This window comes from Cobetia sp. Dlab-2-AX (assembly GCF_024124625.1).
GTDB lineage: Bacteria > Pseudomonadota > Gammaproteobacteria > Pseudomonadales > Halomonadaceae > Cobetia.
In genome coordinates, this window is the sequence record NZ_JAMXRV010000002.1 from 315909 (window position 1) to 331723 (window position 15815).

Annotated in this window: 15 protein-coding genes; 10 read left to right on the forward strand and 5 right to left on the reverse strand. The window is 58.8% G+C overall.

The window, feature by feature from the left end; genetic code table 11:
* The first annotated feature begins 42 nt into the window (after positions 1-42).
* Complete coding sequence (locus tag NH396_RS04450) at positions 43-1056, forward strand: GTP-binding protein (protein WP_176676780.1); 1014 nt, start codon at positions 43-45, stop codon at positions 1054-1056.
* Positions 1057-1228: 172 nt separating this feature from the next.
* A complete protein-coding gene (yejK, locus tag NH396_RS04455; RefSeq protein ID WP_253062011.1) occupies positions 1229-2221 on the forward strand; it encodes a nucleoid-associated protein YejK in 993 nt (330 codons plus the stop codon).
* Positions 2222-2327: 106 nt separating this feature from the next.
* Here the strand turns inward: yejK and NH396_RS04460 are convergent, their stop codons facing one another.
* Complete coding sequence (locus NH396_RS04460) at positions 2328-3098, reverse strand: ABC transporter substrate-binding protein (protein WP_253062013.1); 771 nt, start codon at positions 3096-3098, stop codon at positions 2328-2330.
* A gap of 466 nt (positions 3099-3564) precedes the next feature.
* Here NH396_RS04460 and NH396_RS04465 point away from each other — a divergent pair, with 466 nt between their 5' ends.
* Entirely contained in the window at positions 3565-5592 is a 2028-nt protein-coding gene (locus NH396_RS04465; RefSeq protein WP_253062015.1) for a TonB-dependent receptor, read from the forward strand.
* A 120-nt stretch (positions 5593-5712) separates the two neighbouring features.
* Here NH396_RS04465 and NH396_RS04470 read toward each other — a convergent pair whose 3' ends face one another.
* Positions 5713-6318, reverse strand: coding sequence for a short chain dehydrogenase (locus NH396_RS04470; protein ID WP_253062017.1), 606 nt, complete (start codon positions 6316-6318; stop codon positions 5713-5715).
* Positions 6319-6487: 169 nt separating this feature from the next.
* Here NH396_RS04470 and NH396_RS04475 point away from each other — a divergent pair, with 169 nt between their 5' ends.
* A complete protein-coding gene (locus NH396_RS04475) occupies positions 6488-7378 on the forward strand; it encodes a LysR family transcriptional regulator (RefSeq protein ID WP_253062019.1) in 891 nt (296 codons plus the stop codon).
* An 80-nt stretch (positions 7379-7458) separates the two neighbouring features.
* Here the strand turns inward: NH396_RS04475 and NH396_RS04480 are convergent, their stop codons facing one another.
* Together NH396_RS04480 and gcvA are read right to left on the reverse strand one after the other, a co-directional pair.
* A complete protein-coding gene (locus NH396_RS04480) occupies positions 7459-7911 on the reverse strand; it encodes a DUF417 family protein (RefSeq protein ID WP_253062021.1) in 453 nt (150 codons plus the stop codon).
* Between the two features lie 232 nt (positions 7912-8143).
* Complete coding sequence (gene gcvA / locus NH396_RS04485; protein ID WP_253062023.1) at positions 8144-9085, reverse strand: transcriptional regulator GcvA; 942 nt, start codon at positions 9083-9085, stop codon at positions 8144-8146.
* Between the two features lie 205 nt (positions 9086-9290).
* Here gcvA and NH396_RS04490 point away from each other — a divergent pair, with 205 nt between their 5' ends.
* The 6 genes from NH396_RS04490 to NH396_RS04515 all read left to right on the forward strand — a co-directional run bounded on the left by NH396_RS04490 (position 9291) and on the right by NH396_RS04515 (position 14855).
* Positions 9291-9962: a cupin domain-containing protein gene (locus NH396_RS04490; RefSeq protein WP_253062025.1), complete on the forward strand. Its 672-nt coding sequence runs from the start codon at positions 9291-9293 to the stop codon at positions 9960-9962.
* Entirely contained in the window at positions 9959-11071 is a 1113-nt protein-coding gene (locus tag NH396_RS04495; RefSeq protein ID WP_253062027.1) for an FAD-dependent oxidoreductase, read from the forward strand. The genes NH396_RS04490 and NH396_RS04495 overlap by 4 nt, the downstream gene beginning before the upstream one ends.
* 103 nt (positions 11072-11174) lie before the next feature.
* Complete coding sequence (locus NH396_RS04500; RefSeq protein WP_253062029.1) at positions 11175-11561, forward strand: DUF1360 domain-containing protein; 387 nt, start codon at positions 11175-11177, stop codon at positions 11559-11561.
* Between the two features lie 366 nt (positions 11562-11927).
* On the forward strand, positions 11928-13052 hold the full coding sequence (locus NH396_RS04505) for an ABC transporter substrate-binding protein (RefSeq protein ID WP_253062031.1): 1125 nt from the start codon (positions 11928-11930) through the stop codon (positions 13050-13052).
* Positions 13045-14112 (forward strand): iron ABC transporter permease, encoded by a 1068-nt coding sequence (locus tag NH396_RS04510; protein WP_054555807.1) that lies wholly within the window; start codon positions 13045-13047, stop codon positions 14110-14112. The genes NH396_RS04505 and NH396_RS04510 overlap by 8 nt, the downstream gene beginning before the upstream one ends.
* A complete protein-coding gene (locus NH396_RS04515) occupies positions 14106-14855 on the forward strand; it encodes an ABC transporter ATP-binding protein (RefSeq protein ID WP_253062033.1) in 750 nt (249 codons plus the stop codon). The genes NH396_RS04510 and NH396_RS04515 overlap by 7 nt, the downstream gene beginning before the upstream one ends.
* Here NH396_RS04515 and NH396_RS04520 read toward each other — a convergent pair.
* Positions 14833-15732 (reverse strand): DMT family transporter, encoded by a 900-nt coding sequence (locus tag NH396_RS04520; protein WP_176676769.1) that lies wholly within the window; start codon positions 15730-15732, stop codon positions 14833-14835. The two genes, NH396_RS04515 and NH396_RS04520, sit on opposite strands and share 23 nt — an antisense overlap.
* Positions 15733-15815 lie beyond the last annotated feature (83 nt).

Genomic DNA, 15815 nt, shown 5'->3' on the forward strand with positions numbered 1-15815 from the left:
GCCAAGCGAAGCGGCTTGACTCAATAATGAGAAGAAACTCCCATGACACAACAACACAGCATTCCCGTCACGCTGGTCGCAGGCTTTCTCGGTGCGGGCAAGACGACGCTGCTCAATCACCTGCTCAACAGTGACCACGGTCGCCGCATGGCCGTGATGGTAAATGACTTCGGGGCTATCAACATTGATTCACAGTTGATCGTCAGCCAGACCCAGACCACCGTCAGTCTGGCGAATGGATGTATCTGCTGCACGGTGGAGGGTGACTTGATCGCGCAACTTTCCACGCTGTTGGCAGACCCACAGAAACGCCCCGAGCATCTGGTCATCGAAGCCAGCGGTGTCTCGAATCCTGTCAAGATCGCCAACACCTTGCGCTATCCTCAGTTTCGTCAGTCGCTCCATATCGATGGCATTCTGACTGTAGTCGATGCTGCTCAATTTGATGATCTGGATAGTGATATGACACGGCTTGCCACCGAGCAGCTAGATGCTGCTGATATCATCATACTCAACAAAACTGACCTACTAACACCAGATCAACACACTTCACTCAAGGCACGTTGGCTATATCCGAACGCGCGCGTGATAGAAAGTGAATATGGTGTAGTCCCACTGGAGCTGTTACTCGGTGTGGAAAGAAAGGTGACTGCTGAACCAGTCAGCCCTGATAGCGGTAACTCCCCAGCATCCACGATGGCGTTTGGAACGTTCAGGGCAGTCCCACTCCATCACGATAATCTATTCGATACATGGAGCTGGCAAAGCGATATCCCACTGAACCTGAAGGCTCTTCGCAAGGTGATGGCTAACCTCCCCGCCACTATTTACCGTGCCAAGGGCATTTGTCATGTCGCGGAAGCTCACGATCAGAAATGTATTCTTCATCTTGTAGGGGCACGTTGCGAGATCACACCTACAGAACCATGGAATGGACAAACGCCAGGCACTCAACTGATTGTGATTGGAAAGCGCGGCACTATGGATGCCAATAATTTGAGAATGCTCCTTGAGGCATGTCATGACGAAGTAGAGACGAAAGCAGCCATCCACTGATGCATTCAACAAAATAAAGTCAGAGGCTCTTCTGATAGGTGAACTCCTGATGGGCGCCTTGCAGAAAAGGTGTATAGCCAAGGCGCTCTCCCCGGCTGCCTACAGCCCTACCACTGCCGAATCGTGGCAGGTATCATCCCCAGCCCGTTCATCGCAGCCGAGGGAGGTTTCCATGCCGATCCTGCACAGCATCATTCACCGTATCGACAAGGGCAATAGCGAGACGCCAGCCCAGCTGGTGCCTGCCGACACCACCTTGGCAGCATCCGATGCATTGGAAGATCTGGTGTCCGGACTCAATGATGCCTACCACGGCAAGGCCAAGAACTGGGGGCGATTCAATGAAGACGCACCTGCCGCCTTCCCTGCCGAGCTGGCGTCTTTCCTCGCAGGTGAAACCGATTTCGCGAGCCTGACCCAGACGCTTGCCGGTCGACTCATGCCGTTGATCGATGACAACCTCCCGACAGGCGGCCATCTGCTGGTGGTGGATCACCAGCAGGGCGAGACGCGCCACCTGTTCATGGCGTTGCTGCACCATCGTGACGGCTTCGCGATCGACGAGTCCCTCGCGGTAACCCCAGCCCGACAGCTCAACCTGACCCAGATGTCATTGGCCGCACGACTGGATATCAGTCAGTGGCAAGGTAGCTCGACGTCTCACCCCTATCTGTCCTGGGCGCGCGATCGCGGACGCACCAAGCTCGCCGAGGCTTTCGCCGAAACACTGGGCGCACAGGAGCAGCGGGATGCCGGCCAGGAAACCCGCACCCTGCTCAAGGCGTTCAGCGACTATGTCGAGAAGGAAGACATGGCCGAGGAAGCCAGCCGCGAAAAGACCGATACCCTAGTCGATTATGCCACCGACCAGGCCAAGCTCGGCGAGCCGATCACTCTGGATCAGCTGTCTGAGCTGATCGATGAAGAGCATCCGCAGGCCTTCTACGACCACATTCGCAACAGTGACTACGGACTGTCACCGGAAATCCCGCCGGACAAGAAGACGCTCAACCAGTTCAAGCGTTTCACCGGGCGCGCCGCGGGCGTCTCGATCAGCTTTGACTCGCACCTGCTGGGCGACTCGGTGGAATACGATGAAGCAAGTGACCGTCTGATCATCAAACAGGTTCCGACAGGGCTGCGCGATCAGCTCAAGCAACGCTGAAGCCTCTGATCAGACAACCTCGCCTGATGTATATCCGTCAGACACACGAAGGCCAGGCAGATGCCTGGCCTTCGTGTGTCTGACAAGAAACCGTGTGCTCCGGCCTTTACAGCCCTTCGAGAATCTCATTCATCTGGGCGCGCACACTCTGCAAGCCATTGCCGGAGAGATACCAAAGCCCCGGGGATAGCACGGTGACACCAATGTCCGCCCCGCCAGCATCGGCCAGCGCAGCCTCAAGCGCGTCAGCATCCATCGGGGTCTGGCCAATGGCAGCACTGCGGTCGATTACATACAGTGCATCCGGCGCCATCTCGGCAATATTCGCTGGCGTCAGCGGGTAGAAAGTACGCGCACCACGGCTGACCGGCTCCACGGAGTTAGGCAGCGCCGGCTGATCGATCTGCAGCAGCTCAGTGACAATCGGCTCCTGGCGCAGAACATAACTACCGTCGTTATGGATCACAACCAACGCGTCAAGATCTTCCGCCAGCCCTTCACGCGCCGTCGCGATATCCGACTCGAGCGCTGCCAGCTTCTCACGTGCCTTTTCCTCAGCATGATACGGGGACGCCAAGCTCAGTACCTTGTCGCTCAGTGCTTCGAAGTAGTCACCTTCCTTGAGAGTGACATCTCGCGTTTCCGCCACAGCCTTGAGCGCCTCAAGTGATCCGGACTGACGGCCGGTGACCAGAATCAGGTCCGGCTCCAGGCCCGCGATCGCCTCGACATCAGGCTCCTTGAGCCCGCCGATATCTGCCCGACCTTTGACCAGGTGTGACACATAGGCGGGCGCAGACTGATGTGGTACCCCGACGAGGTGCTTGGCCAAGCCCAGCTCATCCAGCGTATCGGCAGCGCCCCAGTCCAAACTCACGACGGAAGGGCCATGCTCTCCCCCGGCGACTTCGTGTGCCTGGGTACCAATAGGTAAAGCAGCCAACAACAGAGTAGAGACAGACAAGGTGAGCCCAGCGACGTTCATCGACACCCCCTTTATTGAATAATAATTAATATCATTTGTGTTTGCGACCCTAGCACGGCTATTTCCTCAAAATCATGCAACTGTGCGTTGCACAACCCGCAATTTACGGACGACTCCATGCCACCACCGAGGGTTGCGCAGAACGCAACTCTGACAGCAAAGAAACATACCTAAACTAAAAAATACGAATGTTTATCATTTGTTTTCGTAAACACGAGAAAAATATCGACACTGATGCGATGACGCCTGTCGCATTCCCTACCCGAAGTCGACGTCAACAGAGCACTCAGTGGCCCACAACCCTAAAAAACCTCGTGGCTCAATAACGACATAATCGCGACCTCAAGGATTCAGGAACATGACAGTCCCCGCACTCCCCTTTGCTCGATCGGCCTTGGTCATCAGTATCGCCGCCGCTTGCCTACCTGCTGGCGTACAGGCTGACGACTCCAGCCAGTTGGAACCTGTGGTGGTGACAGCTTCCGGCTACGAACAGGTGATCTCAGATGCTCCTGCCAGTATCTCGGTCATTACCGGCGAGCAGCTCAACAAGCAGTCGTACACGGACATCACAGATGCCATGGATAATGTGCCTGGCGTCTATGTCACGGGGGGCGGGAATTCTCAGGACATCAGTATTCGAGGGATGGACAACAGCTACACGCTTTACATGATCGATGGCCGCCCTCTCTCGGCTGGCCGCTCCGTCAATACCAATGGCAATGACGAAGGCAAGCAGATTGGCCTCCCCCCGATCTCGATGATCGAGCGAGTGGAAGTGATTCGCGGACCGATGTCATCGCTGTACGGCTCACAAGCCATGGGCGGCGTCATCAACATCATCACCAAGAAGGTGGCGGATGAGTGGTCGGGATCTGTCACGACGGAATATACCCACTCGCTCAACGACATCAGCAACGACGGGCAGCAGCTGAGCTTCTATACCAGCGGGCCGCTCATCGATGGCCTGCTTGGCCTCAAGGTTCACGGCAACTGGACCGGTTATGAAGAAAGCGATTACCAGGGCGGTAGTGACAATGCCGAAAGCATGCCCGACAGCGACACACGTCAAGGAGGTGCCGAGTTCACGCTGACGCCGGATGAGGACAATGCGTTCACACTCGGCTATACCGCGTCCAAGAAGGAATATACCCACAATGCTGGCGTGAGCATCCCGGATGATTCCGAAACCAGTCGCTATCGCTACGACAAGGATGTCTATACCCTTGGCCACAAGGGAAGTTATGGTAGCTTCCTCACGGACACCTATCTACAGCACGACATTTCGGAGAACGTGCTGGACTCCGATGATGAGAAGCGCGAAGAAGTTACCACGCTCAACAACCAGACCACGTACTTCTGGGGCGACCACATGCTGACCTTCGGCGGTCAGTACAAATTCGAGCAGCTGACCGATGAGACCAATGGTTTGCTGGATTCGAATGTCCCGGGTGCCGTCGATAACGTCGATCGCTGGATTGCCGCACTATTCGTCGAGATGGAATGGAGTCTGACCGAGGACCTCAACGTCACCACCGGCTTACGCTACGACGATGACGAGCTGTTTGGCGGACATCTCTCGCCACGCGTCTATGCCAATTATCACCTTGATCCGCAATGGACGCTCAAGGGCGGGGTTTCCACAGGCTATAGTCAGCCGAGTCTATCCGCTGCGACAGAGGGCTTTGGGCGCCGAACCGGTCGGGGCAGCGCCGTCATCATCGGTAACGAGGAGCTGGATCCGGAAACCAGCACCAACTACGAGCTGGGCACCGTCTTCCAGAACCAGTCAGGCACACTCAGCGCCGGCGCCACCCTGTTCTACACCCAGTTCAAGGACAAGATCTCCGAAGACCGCCTCTGCCAGGGCCCGGATGCAGGTTTCTCTGACCCCGCCTTCCGTGAGTGCAACTATGCCGGCACTGATTACTATTTCGTCAGCACCTACCGCAACATCGACGAAGCTGTCATGCAAGGCATCGAGCTGTCACTGGACTATGCCATCACGCCAAGCGTGAACCTTAGCTCCAGCTACACCTACACCGACTCCGAGCAGAAAAGTGGTGAATTCAAGGGCGAGCCCTTGAACAAGATCCCGGAACATATGCTCAACGTGGCGCTGGACTGGCAAGCCACTCACGACCTCAACCTGTGGGCACAGGGGAACTACCGTGGCGAAACCAGTGATTATCTGTCACGTACCAGCATGAGCGAAGGCACCCCCAGCTATACCTTCTTCGATGTAGGCGTTGTCTATGCCTTGAACGAGAACGCCCGCGTCAAAGCTGGCCTCTACAACATCGCTGACAAGGAAGTCACCAATGACACCTACGGCGTGGTACTGGATGGCCGCCGGTTGAACCTGGGGCTGACCATGGACTTCTGACCCTCGGCTGGATTCACTCATGCTTACGCCACAAGGGGAGCCTCGGCTCCCCTTGTGGCGTTTCAGTTCATTACATCAGAGGTCGGTCAGCCACGCGGGCTGACACCTTTCTCTCCCCGATCAGGCATCCACGAAGATCACTTCCCCGGTGATGAAGCCATCGACAGAGCGCTCGAACGCCTTGCCGACCAGTGCGCCAGGCACGGGCTGGAAGCCCGGCATCATCTCGCCATACACGTCCCAAGCCTCTTCCAGCACGGTGGGATTGATGGCGTTGATGCGCATGCCACGCGGCAATTCGTAGGCAACGCATCTGACGAAGGTATCGATAGCACCGCTGGTAGTGGCATCCGCGATCGCCATGGGAATTGGCTTCACGTTGAGGATGCCGCTGATCAGAGTGAATGAACCGCCCTCAGCGATATAGCGCTGACCGATCCGCACTAGATTGATCTGGCCCATCATCTTGCTCATCACGGTGGTCATCCACTGGGATTCGCTCATCTCGTCAAATGTCGCGTACTCGCAGTAGCCGACAGTATTGACCACCGCATCAAAGTGCCCGACCTGCTCGTAGAGATTGATGATCGACTGCTCATCCGTGATATCGACGATATGATCGACCTCCCCGGAACGCCCTGCAGTGATCACCTTGTGGTTCTTCAGTCCGCTCAGTGCTGCTTGCCCCATCTTGCCCAGTGCACCTATCACGATGACGGTTTTCATATTGCGCTTCCCCTGTGGTGGAAAGGTGGTGTGTCTTTCGAGTTCGCACAGTGTAGAAAGGCAAAAACACAAACAGAAACAATCGTTTCGTGTAGATGATACAAGCTATATTGGTATCACTGGCACGACAGTGCGGCAGTTCTGATGCACTGATCTCACGAGGCACACCATGGCAAAGCTGGAACGATTGGACATCAAGCAACTGCGCGTCTTTCAGGCGTTGCTTCGCGAGCAGAATGCCTCCAAGGCCGCAGGACAGTTGGGGCTGACACAACAGGCAGTGAGCGAACAACTCAAGAAACTGCGCGATATCTTTGGCGACCGCCTGTTCCTGCGCAAGACGCACGGCCTGGTACCGACGCCTCTTGCGCAATCACTGGCCCCCAAGGTCGACGGGATCCTCCTCGAGCTACAGAGGTTGCTCACTCCACAGGAGTTTGACCCGGCAGCCGTGCAAGGCACCTTCATCATTTCCGCCACCGACTACGCGCAGCAGATCGTGCTGCCGGCCCTGCTGGCCGAACTACGTCGCGAAGCCCCGGGACTCAAGATCGTGGTGAGAGACTTCGAGATCGATACTCTGCATGCCTTGATGGAGAACAATCACGTAAACCTCGCCATCGCCTTTCCCGATTATCTTCCAGAGTCCTACCCCAGCCGGCACCTCTTCTCCGATCGTCATGTGTGCATGACCTCGAAGCACTCCTCGATCGCTGATCAATCGGTGACACTGGCGGACATTGCCCGCCACCCGAACATCATTGCATCGCCCTCGCGCCCGAATTTGAAGGACTCGCTGGATGACTGGTTCAAGGCGCAGGGCCTTGCCCGCAATGTCGCGATCTTCGCCCCCTGCTTCTCGGTCGTCCCGGCTTACCTGGAAGCCACAGACTCAGTAGCGTTTCTCCCAGCCAGAGCAATCACCGGAGGTGAGTTGGTAGAGCTCGTACTCGAAGCATTGCCGGAGCCCTTTGATGTCACCGCTGCCTGGCACCCTCGCTATAGCGACGACCCGCTGCATCAGTGGGTCGTGAGCCAGCTCATGGATGTGACTGGCTGATACCCCGCCAAGCCAGGCGTGAGACAAGCAAAAAGCGCCCGACAATATTGCCGAGCGCCTTGTGGCTTCATAGAGAGAAATCAGTCAGCGTTGATCGGTCGATTTCGTTCCACCATGCTGACGGAAATTGCCAGGAAGAGAATGTCCTTCACCAGGAAGAAGTTGGCGATCAGTACGCCATCCGTGACCTTCCAGACATCAGGAGTCGTGAACAGGAAACTCAAAGTGGAGAGGAAGATGACGCTGCCGGCAATCCCTGCATAGTAGCCCACCTGGCGATACTTCAGACCGACGATCATGGCGATCGCCACCAGGATTTCTGACAGCCCGACCAGATTGGACACCATCTGGACTGACATCACGTCATACAGCCAACTCATGGCAAAGTGATTGGCCACCAACGGCTCGATCAATCCCGCCTCTGTGGGCGTGAACTTGTAGATCCCCAGCCACAGGAGCAGGAGCACCACCCCGAATACACCGATGTAATAACCATAACGCCCTTGATTCACTGCCTGGGAACCCTGCTGCATGCTGATATCTCCGATTGCATCACTTCGCTGTGGAAGTCGATTGAGTATTCCGACAAGGCTGTCAGTTCAGCGTGTTGCATGTGCTGTTTTCATGACATCTTGCGTTCGATGCAGGGAGATACGGGCATGTCGTGCAGCCGGATGCAGCAATATCGGATTTTCGCCTTTTATTTCTATCAGGGGACATCGGGCACTTTGGAAGCTTCCCCAATGTGCTTGACCACAGAGCCATTCACGACGCTGGGGTGGAAGGTATTCGGCAACTGAGCCCGGCTTCTTCCAGCAACCATTCCCGGAATGACTGTACCTTGGCCACATGGGTGACCTCGGGTCGGTGGATCACGTAATAGGCCAGAGAGGAGGCACACATCACCTCATCAAACAGCCTGACCAGACGCCCCGAGACAATGTCATCGTGAACCATGACTCCACGTGCCAGGGCGACGCCCTGTCCATCGATCGCGGCCTGCAGCACTGCGGCAGAGTTGTTGATCTGCAGACCGCGCGATGAATCGGCATCCGTGAGACCCGCCTTCCTGAACCAGCCACCCCATGAAGGAAAACCGTCATAGCCTTCCATGGACAGGTCGTGAATCAGTGTTTCCTCCAGCAGGGCTGCGGGTGTCTTCAAGCGCTCGGGGTCACGCAGCAGCTGGGGCGAGCAGACCGGATAGACCTCTTCGTGCATCAGCTCCTGAGCCACCACGCCCCTCCACTTGCCTGGCCCGTAGCGTACCCCGATATCCACCCGCTCCCGTGAGAAATCGACCGGCTTGTGGTTGGTATCCAGATGCACATCGATGTCCGGCCACGCCGCCTGAAACCGATGCAGGCGTGGCAACAGCCATTTGGCGGCAAAGGCGGGGCTGACCGTCACCGTCAGCACGCTACGCCGAGTGCCATCCTTGAGGCGCTCCACCCCGAGTGACAATTTCTCGAATCCGGCACGGATATCCGGCAGTGCCTGCTCTGCAAGCTCCGTCGGGACAAGGCGTGTCTTGCCGCTGTTGGCACGATGAAACAGCGAGTCACCCAGCCACTCCTCCAGTCCCCGCACAAGTTGGCCGACAGCGGCAGGGGTCACGTGCAGTTCCTCTGCCGCAGCGGCAAAGCTCTTGTGGCGGGCGCTCGCTTCGAAGGCACGCAAGGCATTCAGATGATTGGGCGATGTCATGGCGATAAAGTTTTTCTTTCCCTACTGCCTAGTTAATCTCGTTTGTTGAATGTTCAGTCAGCTTCCAGAATACGCCGCATAGACGGATCGTGACAGCTCATAGGTGTCTGTCCTGCCCTGCTCATGCCATGGCGCTCGAGTGTGATGACCGCCAGACATGGAAAAAGGTTTTCTTCCCTCTCTCGCCCTCGTGGAGATGCCCTACATGCGCCTCAATGCCGACTTTTCACAACGTGCCAGCATTACACCGGACCATTACCAGTGGGTGCCGTCCCCCCAGGGAGGGGTCGAGCGCATGATGCTGGACCGTATCGGGGAGGAGAAGGCACGGGCCACCAGCCTGGTCCGATATGCACCAGACTCCCACTTTTCAGCGCATGAGCATCCACAAGGCGAAGAGATTCTCGTGCTGTCCGGCACCTTCACCGAAGATGGCGTGCGGGATTTCCCTGCTGGCTGGTACCTGCGTAACCCGCCAGACTCGCGCCACACCCCCAGCAGCACCGACGGCTGCGTGATCTTCGTCAAGCTGCGACAGATGCCGTCCGAAGAGCATGAAGCGGTACGCATCAACACTCGAGACCCGGCCAACTGGCATGAGCAGGATGGCCGCGAGATCTGCCCACTGTATACCAGTGCGACCGAGCAGGTGAGCCTGCAGCGCCTGACGCCACATGCCGAGCTTCCGCTGTTGGTCAACACTGGCGGTGCCGAACTGCTGGTGCTGGAGGGTTGCCTGCATCCAGGGCACGGGTCCTGCCCTGCCGGTAGTTGGCTGCGCTTGCCAACCAGCGAACCGCTGGCGCTTTCCGCCGGTGCAGAGGGAGCGACCTTCTACCTCAAGACGGGGCATCTGATCGCTCTGGAGGATGAATGAACACACCTTCGCCACGCGTTGCCATTATCGGGGCTGGTCTCTCAGGTCTCTATGCCGCGTGGCAACTGGATCAGCATGGCATTCATGACTATCGGGTGTTCGAAGCCCAGCACGTCATGGGAGGCCGTATCGCTTCCGCAGTGCCGTCCCTTGCCGGGACAGGGGCACAGCACCGCCTGGACCTGGGGCCTACCTGGTTCTGGCCGGAGCATCAGCGCGAAATGGCGCAACTGATGCAGACACTGGGCCTGGAATGCTTTGCACAACATGTGACGGGCGACAGCCTCCTCGAGCGCGCCACGGACAAGAGTCCACTGCGCACTGCTGGCATCCGTGATTCGCTGACCGCCATGCGGGTAGCGGGAGGGATGGAGACGCTGATCGAGCGACTGCGACGCGATATCCCCGCGGACAAGATACTGACTGGGCAAATCGTTCGTCATCTCGAGCGCTTGCCAGACGGGATTGCGCTGAGTGCCGAGGATGACAGCGGGCAACGCATGAGCTGCGAAGTGGAGCAGGTCTTGTTGGCTATTCCGCCACGTCAGGCACTCCAGCATATCCAGTTCACGCCGGCATTGCCGAGCGCACTGACGGCACAGTGGCAGCAGACCGCGACCTGGATGGCGCCCCACGCCAAGTATCTCGCGGTCTACGATCGTCCTTTCTGGCGCGAGGCCGGCTTGTCCGGCGTCGCACGCAGCGCGCGTGGCCCGATGGTGGAGATTCACGATGCCAGCCCAATGGAAGGCTTGGGTGCACTCTTCGGGTTCGTGGGAGTCCCGGCAGATCACCGACGTCAGATCACGCCGGACGTATTACGCCAGCACTGCCGCGCACAGCTGGCGCGCCTGTTCGGTGCTGAGGCGGCACATCCGCGGCAGGAATACCTCAAGGACTGGGCAACCTCACCCTTCATCGCGAGCCCGGCAGATCTGGAAGACGTGGCATCCCATGTCTCGGTGCCGCTGCTGGAGGCAAATGAAGGCCCTTGGCAGCAACGTCTGTTCGGTATCGCCAGTGAATGGTCACCGCGATTCCCGGGTCACCTTGCGGGCGCCCTCGATGCCGCCACCCGAGGTGTCGAGCGGATGCTAAGCGCACGCTAGACAGAAGGCAGAGAGATAACCAGACACCCGCATCGACAGACATTGAGCACGACCCACTCACTTTTCCCACTCGTCACTTCGACGAAGACACACAAGGATCCCCATGACTACCGTATTTTCCCCCGAGACACTGAACGCGCTATGGACCTGCTTCGTGATGGCCCTGGCAGCCAGCAGCATCGCGATCTCGATCACCCAAGGTGAACTGTTCGCGCCCTTGCGTCAGTACGCACAACGCTTTGGCCACATGACCGGCCACCTCTTCCAATGCTTCTTCTGCATCAGCCACTGGGTGGTCTTCGCTGGCATGGTGTTCTATCACCCGACCCTGACGAATAGCGGCTTCTTGCTGGTGGACTGGATCCTGGCTGGTTTCTTCACCTTGACGCTCTCCACCCTGGTAAGCGGCCTGCTGTTCAAGGTGCTGCTGACCGGCATGGCGAAGAAAGTACGCGACAAGGAAGTAAAGGAAATCTTCGCGGCCAAATGACCTCAGCCATCTCGAGCCACGGGCTGTAACACCACCCTTCCAGCACGTCATCGCAGTCTTGAGTGTAGTGACAGCCCAGAAGCAGATGGCCGACCGCTCTTCCCTCTTCGCTGGCCCCCAGACAACGTTGCTTGCCGGGGGCCAGTGTCGTTGACCGACGCTCTCGCTCCAAGTCGTTTCCTGCTGGAGCACCAGGTATCGACACCGACGAAAACGAGACGACAGGGACCATATCGACGCTCATCGGGAATTACTTCATAATCGCAACGCAGATGATAATGAGATGCAACCTGTCCCGCATCGAACACAGCCGTGCGGGCGACAACGCGCCCGATGAATTTTCCTTACCCTCCCAGCGAGTCACACATGAAGCCTCTGCTTTCCATGACAGCCGGCGGCCTGCTATTGGCCTCTAGCTTCGGCGCTGTCGCCGATGAGATCACTCTGACAGATGTTGCCGGCCGGCAAGTTACCCTCGACGCCCCGGTCGAGCGCATGATCCTGGGCGAGGGTCGCCAGGTCTACCTGTTGGGCGCGCTGGAGCCCGAGTCTCCCTTCGACAAGGTGGTCGGCTGGCGTGAAGACTTCTCTCAAGCCGACCCGGACAACTACGCCCACTATGCCAAGCGCTTCCCCGAACTCGAGAAGATTCCGACCTTCGGTGGTTTCAAGGATGGCACCTTCGATGTCGAGCAGGCAGCAGCCCTGAAGCCAGATGTGGTGCTGATGAATCTGGAAGCCCGTCAGGCAACCGAGGACGCGGCCTATGACGACAAGCTGGCACAGCTGGACATCCCGATCGTCTACGTCGACTTCCGTGAGGATCCACTCGCGAACACCACGCCGTCGATGCGCCTGATGGGCCAGTTGCTGGGCAAGGAAGACAAAGCCGAAGCGTTCATCGCCTACACCGAAGCGCAGATGGCTCGCGTCACCGATGTCATCGCGAAGCAGGACCCACAGCGCCCTGACGTCTTCATCGATCGCGCCGGCGGTTACTCCGACGACTGCTGCATGAGCTTCGGGCCGGGCAACTTCGGCGAATACGTTGATCTGGCCGGCGGCCACAACATTGCCGAAGGCATCATTCCCTCTACCTTCGGCACCCTGAATCCCGAGCAGATCATCGCCGCCAACCCTGAGCATGTCGTCGTGACAGGGGGAAGCTGGGACGCCTATGTCCCGGGCGGCAAATGGGTCGGTGTCGGTCCGGGGGCTGATCAGGATCTCGCTCGCGAAAAGCTCCAGGCCCTGACTCAGCGCACCGCCATGACAGGCATTCAAGCCGTGGACGACGCCGACTTCCACGCCATCTGGCATCAGTTCTACAACAGCCCCTACTACTTCGTGGCGGTTCAGAAGATGGCCAAGTGGTTCCACCCGGAGCTGTTTGCCGATCTTGACCCGGAAGCCACCATGCAGGAACTGCACGAACGCTTCCTGCCCGTGGACTACGCACCTGGCTACTGGGTATCGCTGAAAGATGAATGATGTCACCTCTTCCACTCCCCTCTCGCAAGGGGGGAGCCACTACCGCGCCTCGGTGGTCAAACGACAACTGATTCTGGTGTCACTGGGCGTGGCACTGTTCCTGAGTCTGTGTCTGGACCTGTCGCTCGGACCGGCACGCTTCCCGCTCGATGAGGTCATCGCGGCATTGATCTCACCAGACTCCGTCAGTGATCAGGTGCGGGTCATCCTGTGGGAAATTCGCATGCCCGTTGCCCTGATGGCGCTGGTGGTCGGTGCCAGCCTGTCGGTGGCCGGTGCCCAGATGCAGACCATCCTGAGCAACCCGCTGGCCAGTCCCTTCACCCTGGGCATCTCGGCCGGGGCCAGCTTCGGTGCCGCGCTGGCACTGGCCTTTGGCGTCGCGATCATTCCCGCCGCCATCGATTATGTGGTCCCCATCAATGCCTTCGTCATGGCCATGATCACGGCCTTCTTCATCCACGCCTTGAGCATGAAGCGTGGCGTGACGATCGAGACCATCGTGCTGCTCGGCATTGCCATGGTCTTCATCTTCAATTCGTTGATGGCCCTGATCCAGTTCTTCGCCAGCCAACAGGCCGTGGCCGCCGTGGTCTTCTGGACCATGGGCAGCCTGACCAAGGCCACCTGGCCCAAGTTCTGGGTCTCGCTCGGCGTTCTGGCGATCGTGCTGCCGCTGCTGGCACGTCATGGCTGGGCACTGACGGCCATGCGTCTGGGAGATACCAAGGCGGAAAGCATGGGCGTCAAACCCAAGGCGCTGCGCCTGGAAGTGCTGGTACTGGTCTCGCTACTGGCTGCCATCGCCGTCGCCTTCGTCGGCACCATCGGTTTCATCGGTCTGGTCGGTCCACATATCGCACGCCTGCTGCTGGGGGAAGATCAACGCTTCTTCGTGCCCGGCTCTGCCCTGTGCGGGGCGTTGATTCTCTCGATCGGCTCAGTGCTGTCGAAGATCATCCTGCCGGGCACGGTGATCCCGATCGGCATCATCACCTCACTGGTCGGCATTCCCTTCTTCCTGTTCCTCATCCTGCGACAGAAGTCATCCTCATGGTAACGCTCACGCTTGATCGCTTGTCCGCCCACTATGGTCGCCGCCAGATTCTGGCGGAGGTCACGACGCCCTGCTTCGAAGGGGGCCAGGTGGTGGCCTTGCTGGGGCCCAACGCCGCCGGCAAGTCGACCTTGTTCCGGCGCATCCTCGGGTTGATCGACGGCGGTGGAGAGGCACGTGTCGAGGGCGCGACTCGCCAGCGCCCCATCGGCTACATGCCACAGGACACCGGCGTCAATGCCGTGCTGACGGTCTATGAATCGGTACTTCTGGCACGCATGCAGGGCCGCAGCCTGAAGGTTCAGCCTGAGGACATGGCCGAAGTGGAGCGCGCGCTGGACGATCTGGGAATCAGTGCGCTGGGCGAGCGGGACATCAGTGATCTGAGTGGAGGCCAGCGACAATTGGTGGGGGCCGCCCAAGCGCTGGTGCAGTCACCCGAGATTCTGCTGCTGGATGAGCCAACCTCCGCACTGGATCTGCATCGCCAGCTGCAGCTGTTGACCATTCTGCGCCGCCTCGCCCGCGAGCGAGGCATGCTGATCATTGCCGCCTTGCACGACCTGGGCCAGGCATTGCGCTTCACGGACCAGGCCATGCTGCTTCAGAACGGCCGCCTCATCGCCAGCGGCTCGACCGCTGAGGTGGTCACCCCGGAGCGACTGCGTGAGGTCTATCGTGTGGCTGCCCGCATCGAGCCCTGCTCCCAGGGGCAGCCACAGCTCATCGTCGAAGAGGCCATCTGATCTGACGCCCTTCGAAGGCGGCCAGCCCTGCTCCTGCCAGCATCAGGGGCAGGGCAAACAGGAAGCCACTCGAGATGGGGGCATGGAAGATCAGCAGGTCCGCCAGAATCGGCCAGAGCAACGCGACATACTCGAAGGGTGCCAGGCGGGACGCCTCAGCGTAGCGCAATGCCAGTGTCATGCAGATATGCGCGGCACCCCCGAACAATCCCGACAGCACCAACAGCCCCAGCGCCTCCTGGGAAAGCGGCGCCCATCCCATCGGTAGCGTCGCCAGGCCTGCCAAGGCCGAGACCAGAATGAAATAGAAGGCGATCGCTCCGGCCGTCTCGGTACGCGAGATACGCCTCACCGTCAGCAACGCGCCAGTCGTCAGCAGTGCCGAGAGTACCCCCAGCACGTAGCCGGTCACATTGCCGGTACTGCTCTCGAGGTTCAGCGACGGCAGAATCAGCACCAATACTCCCGCCAAGGCCAGCCCCAGCGCCAACGCCCGTTGCCGACTGAACCGCTCCCCCAGCAAGACCACACCACCCACGGCCATCATGACCGGCGTCAGCTGTGCCAGCAGCGTCGCCTCCGAGATGGGCAGCAAGGCCACCGCCGCAAAGGAGGCAAACATCGCGGCCGCACCGAATCCGGAGCGCAGCAGATGCCCGCCCGGTCGACGGGTCGCCAGACCACGCGGGAACTCCTTGCGCCACATCATGAAGATCATGATCGGAATCAAGGCAAAGGCCGAACGAAAGAACACCGTCTGTCCCACTTCCACCGTCTCGCTGACCGCCTTCACACACACCATCATGCCGGTGAACAACACACCGGACAGCAATCTGAGAACAATTCCGGCCAAGGGCCGATCCACCAACTCCGTCATGACTATCGATTCGCTACGCGGCTGAAAGAAAGGCAGCATTCTCCCGATTCCCTCGACGGAATGCCATGGCAACGTGCCACGCC

Coding starts and splice junctions, on each gene's coding strand:
- NH396_RS04450 (WP_176676780.1), top strand. CDS start 43: ATGACACAACAACACAGCATTCCCGTCACGCTGGTCGCAGGCTTTCTC.
- yejK (WP_253062011.1), top strand. CDS start 1,229: ATGCCGATCCTGCACAGCATCATTCACCGTATCGACAAGGGCAATAGC.
- NH396_RS04465 (WP_253062015.1), top strand. CDS start 3,565: ATGACAGTCCCCGCACTCCCCTTTGCTCGATCGGCCTTGGTCATCAGT.
- NH396_RS04470 (WP_253062017.1), bottom strand. CDS start 6,318: ATGAAAACCGTCATCGTGATAGGTGCACTGGGCAAGATGGGGCAAGCA.
- NH396_RS04475 (WP_253062019.1), top strand. CDS start 6,488: ATGGCAAAGCTGGAACGATTGGACATCAAGCAACTGCGCGTCTTTCAG.
- NH396_RS04480 (WP_253062021.1), bottom strand. CDS start 7,911: ATGCAGCAGGGTTCCCAGGCAGTGAATCAAGGGCGTTATGGTTATTAC.
- gcvA (WP_253062023.1), bottom strand. CDS start 9,085: ATGACATCGCCCAATCATCTGAATGCCTTGCGTGCCTTCGAAGCGAGC.
- NH396_RS04490 (WP_253062025.1), top strand. CDS start 9,291: ATGCGCCTCAATGCCGACTTTTCACAACGTGCCAGCATTACACCGGAC.
- NH396_RS04495 (WP_253062027.1), top strand. CDS start 9,959: ATGAACACACCTTCGCCACGCGTTGCCATTATCGGGGCTGGTCTCTCA.
- NH396_RS04500 (WP_253062029.1), top strand. CDS start 11,175: ATGACTACCGTATTTTCCCCCGAGACACTGAACGCGCTATGGACCTGC.
- NH396_RS04505 (WP_253062031.1), top strand. CDS start 11,928: ATGAAGCCTCTGCTTTCCATGACAGCCGGCGGCCTGCTATTGGCCTCT.
- NH396_RS04510 (WP_054555807.1), top strand. CDS start 13,045: ATGAATGATGTCACCTCTTCCACTCCCCTCTCGCAAGGGGGGAGCCAC.
- NH396_RS04515 (WP_253062033.1), top strand. CDS start 14,106: ATGGTAACGCTCACGCTTGATCGCTTGTCCGCCCACTATGGTCGCCGC.
- NH396_RS04520 (WP_176676769.1), bottom strand. CDS start 15,732: ATGACGGAGTTGGTGGATCGGCCCTTGGCCGGAATTGTTCTCAGATTG.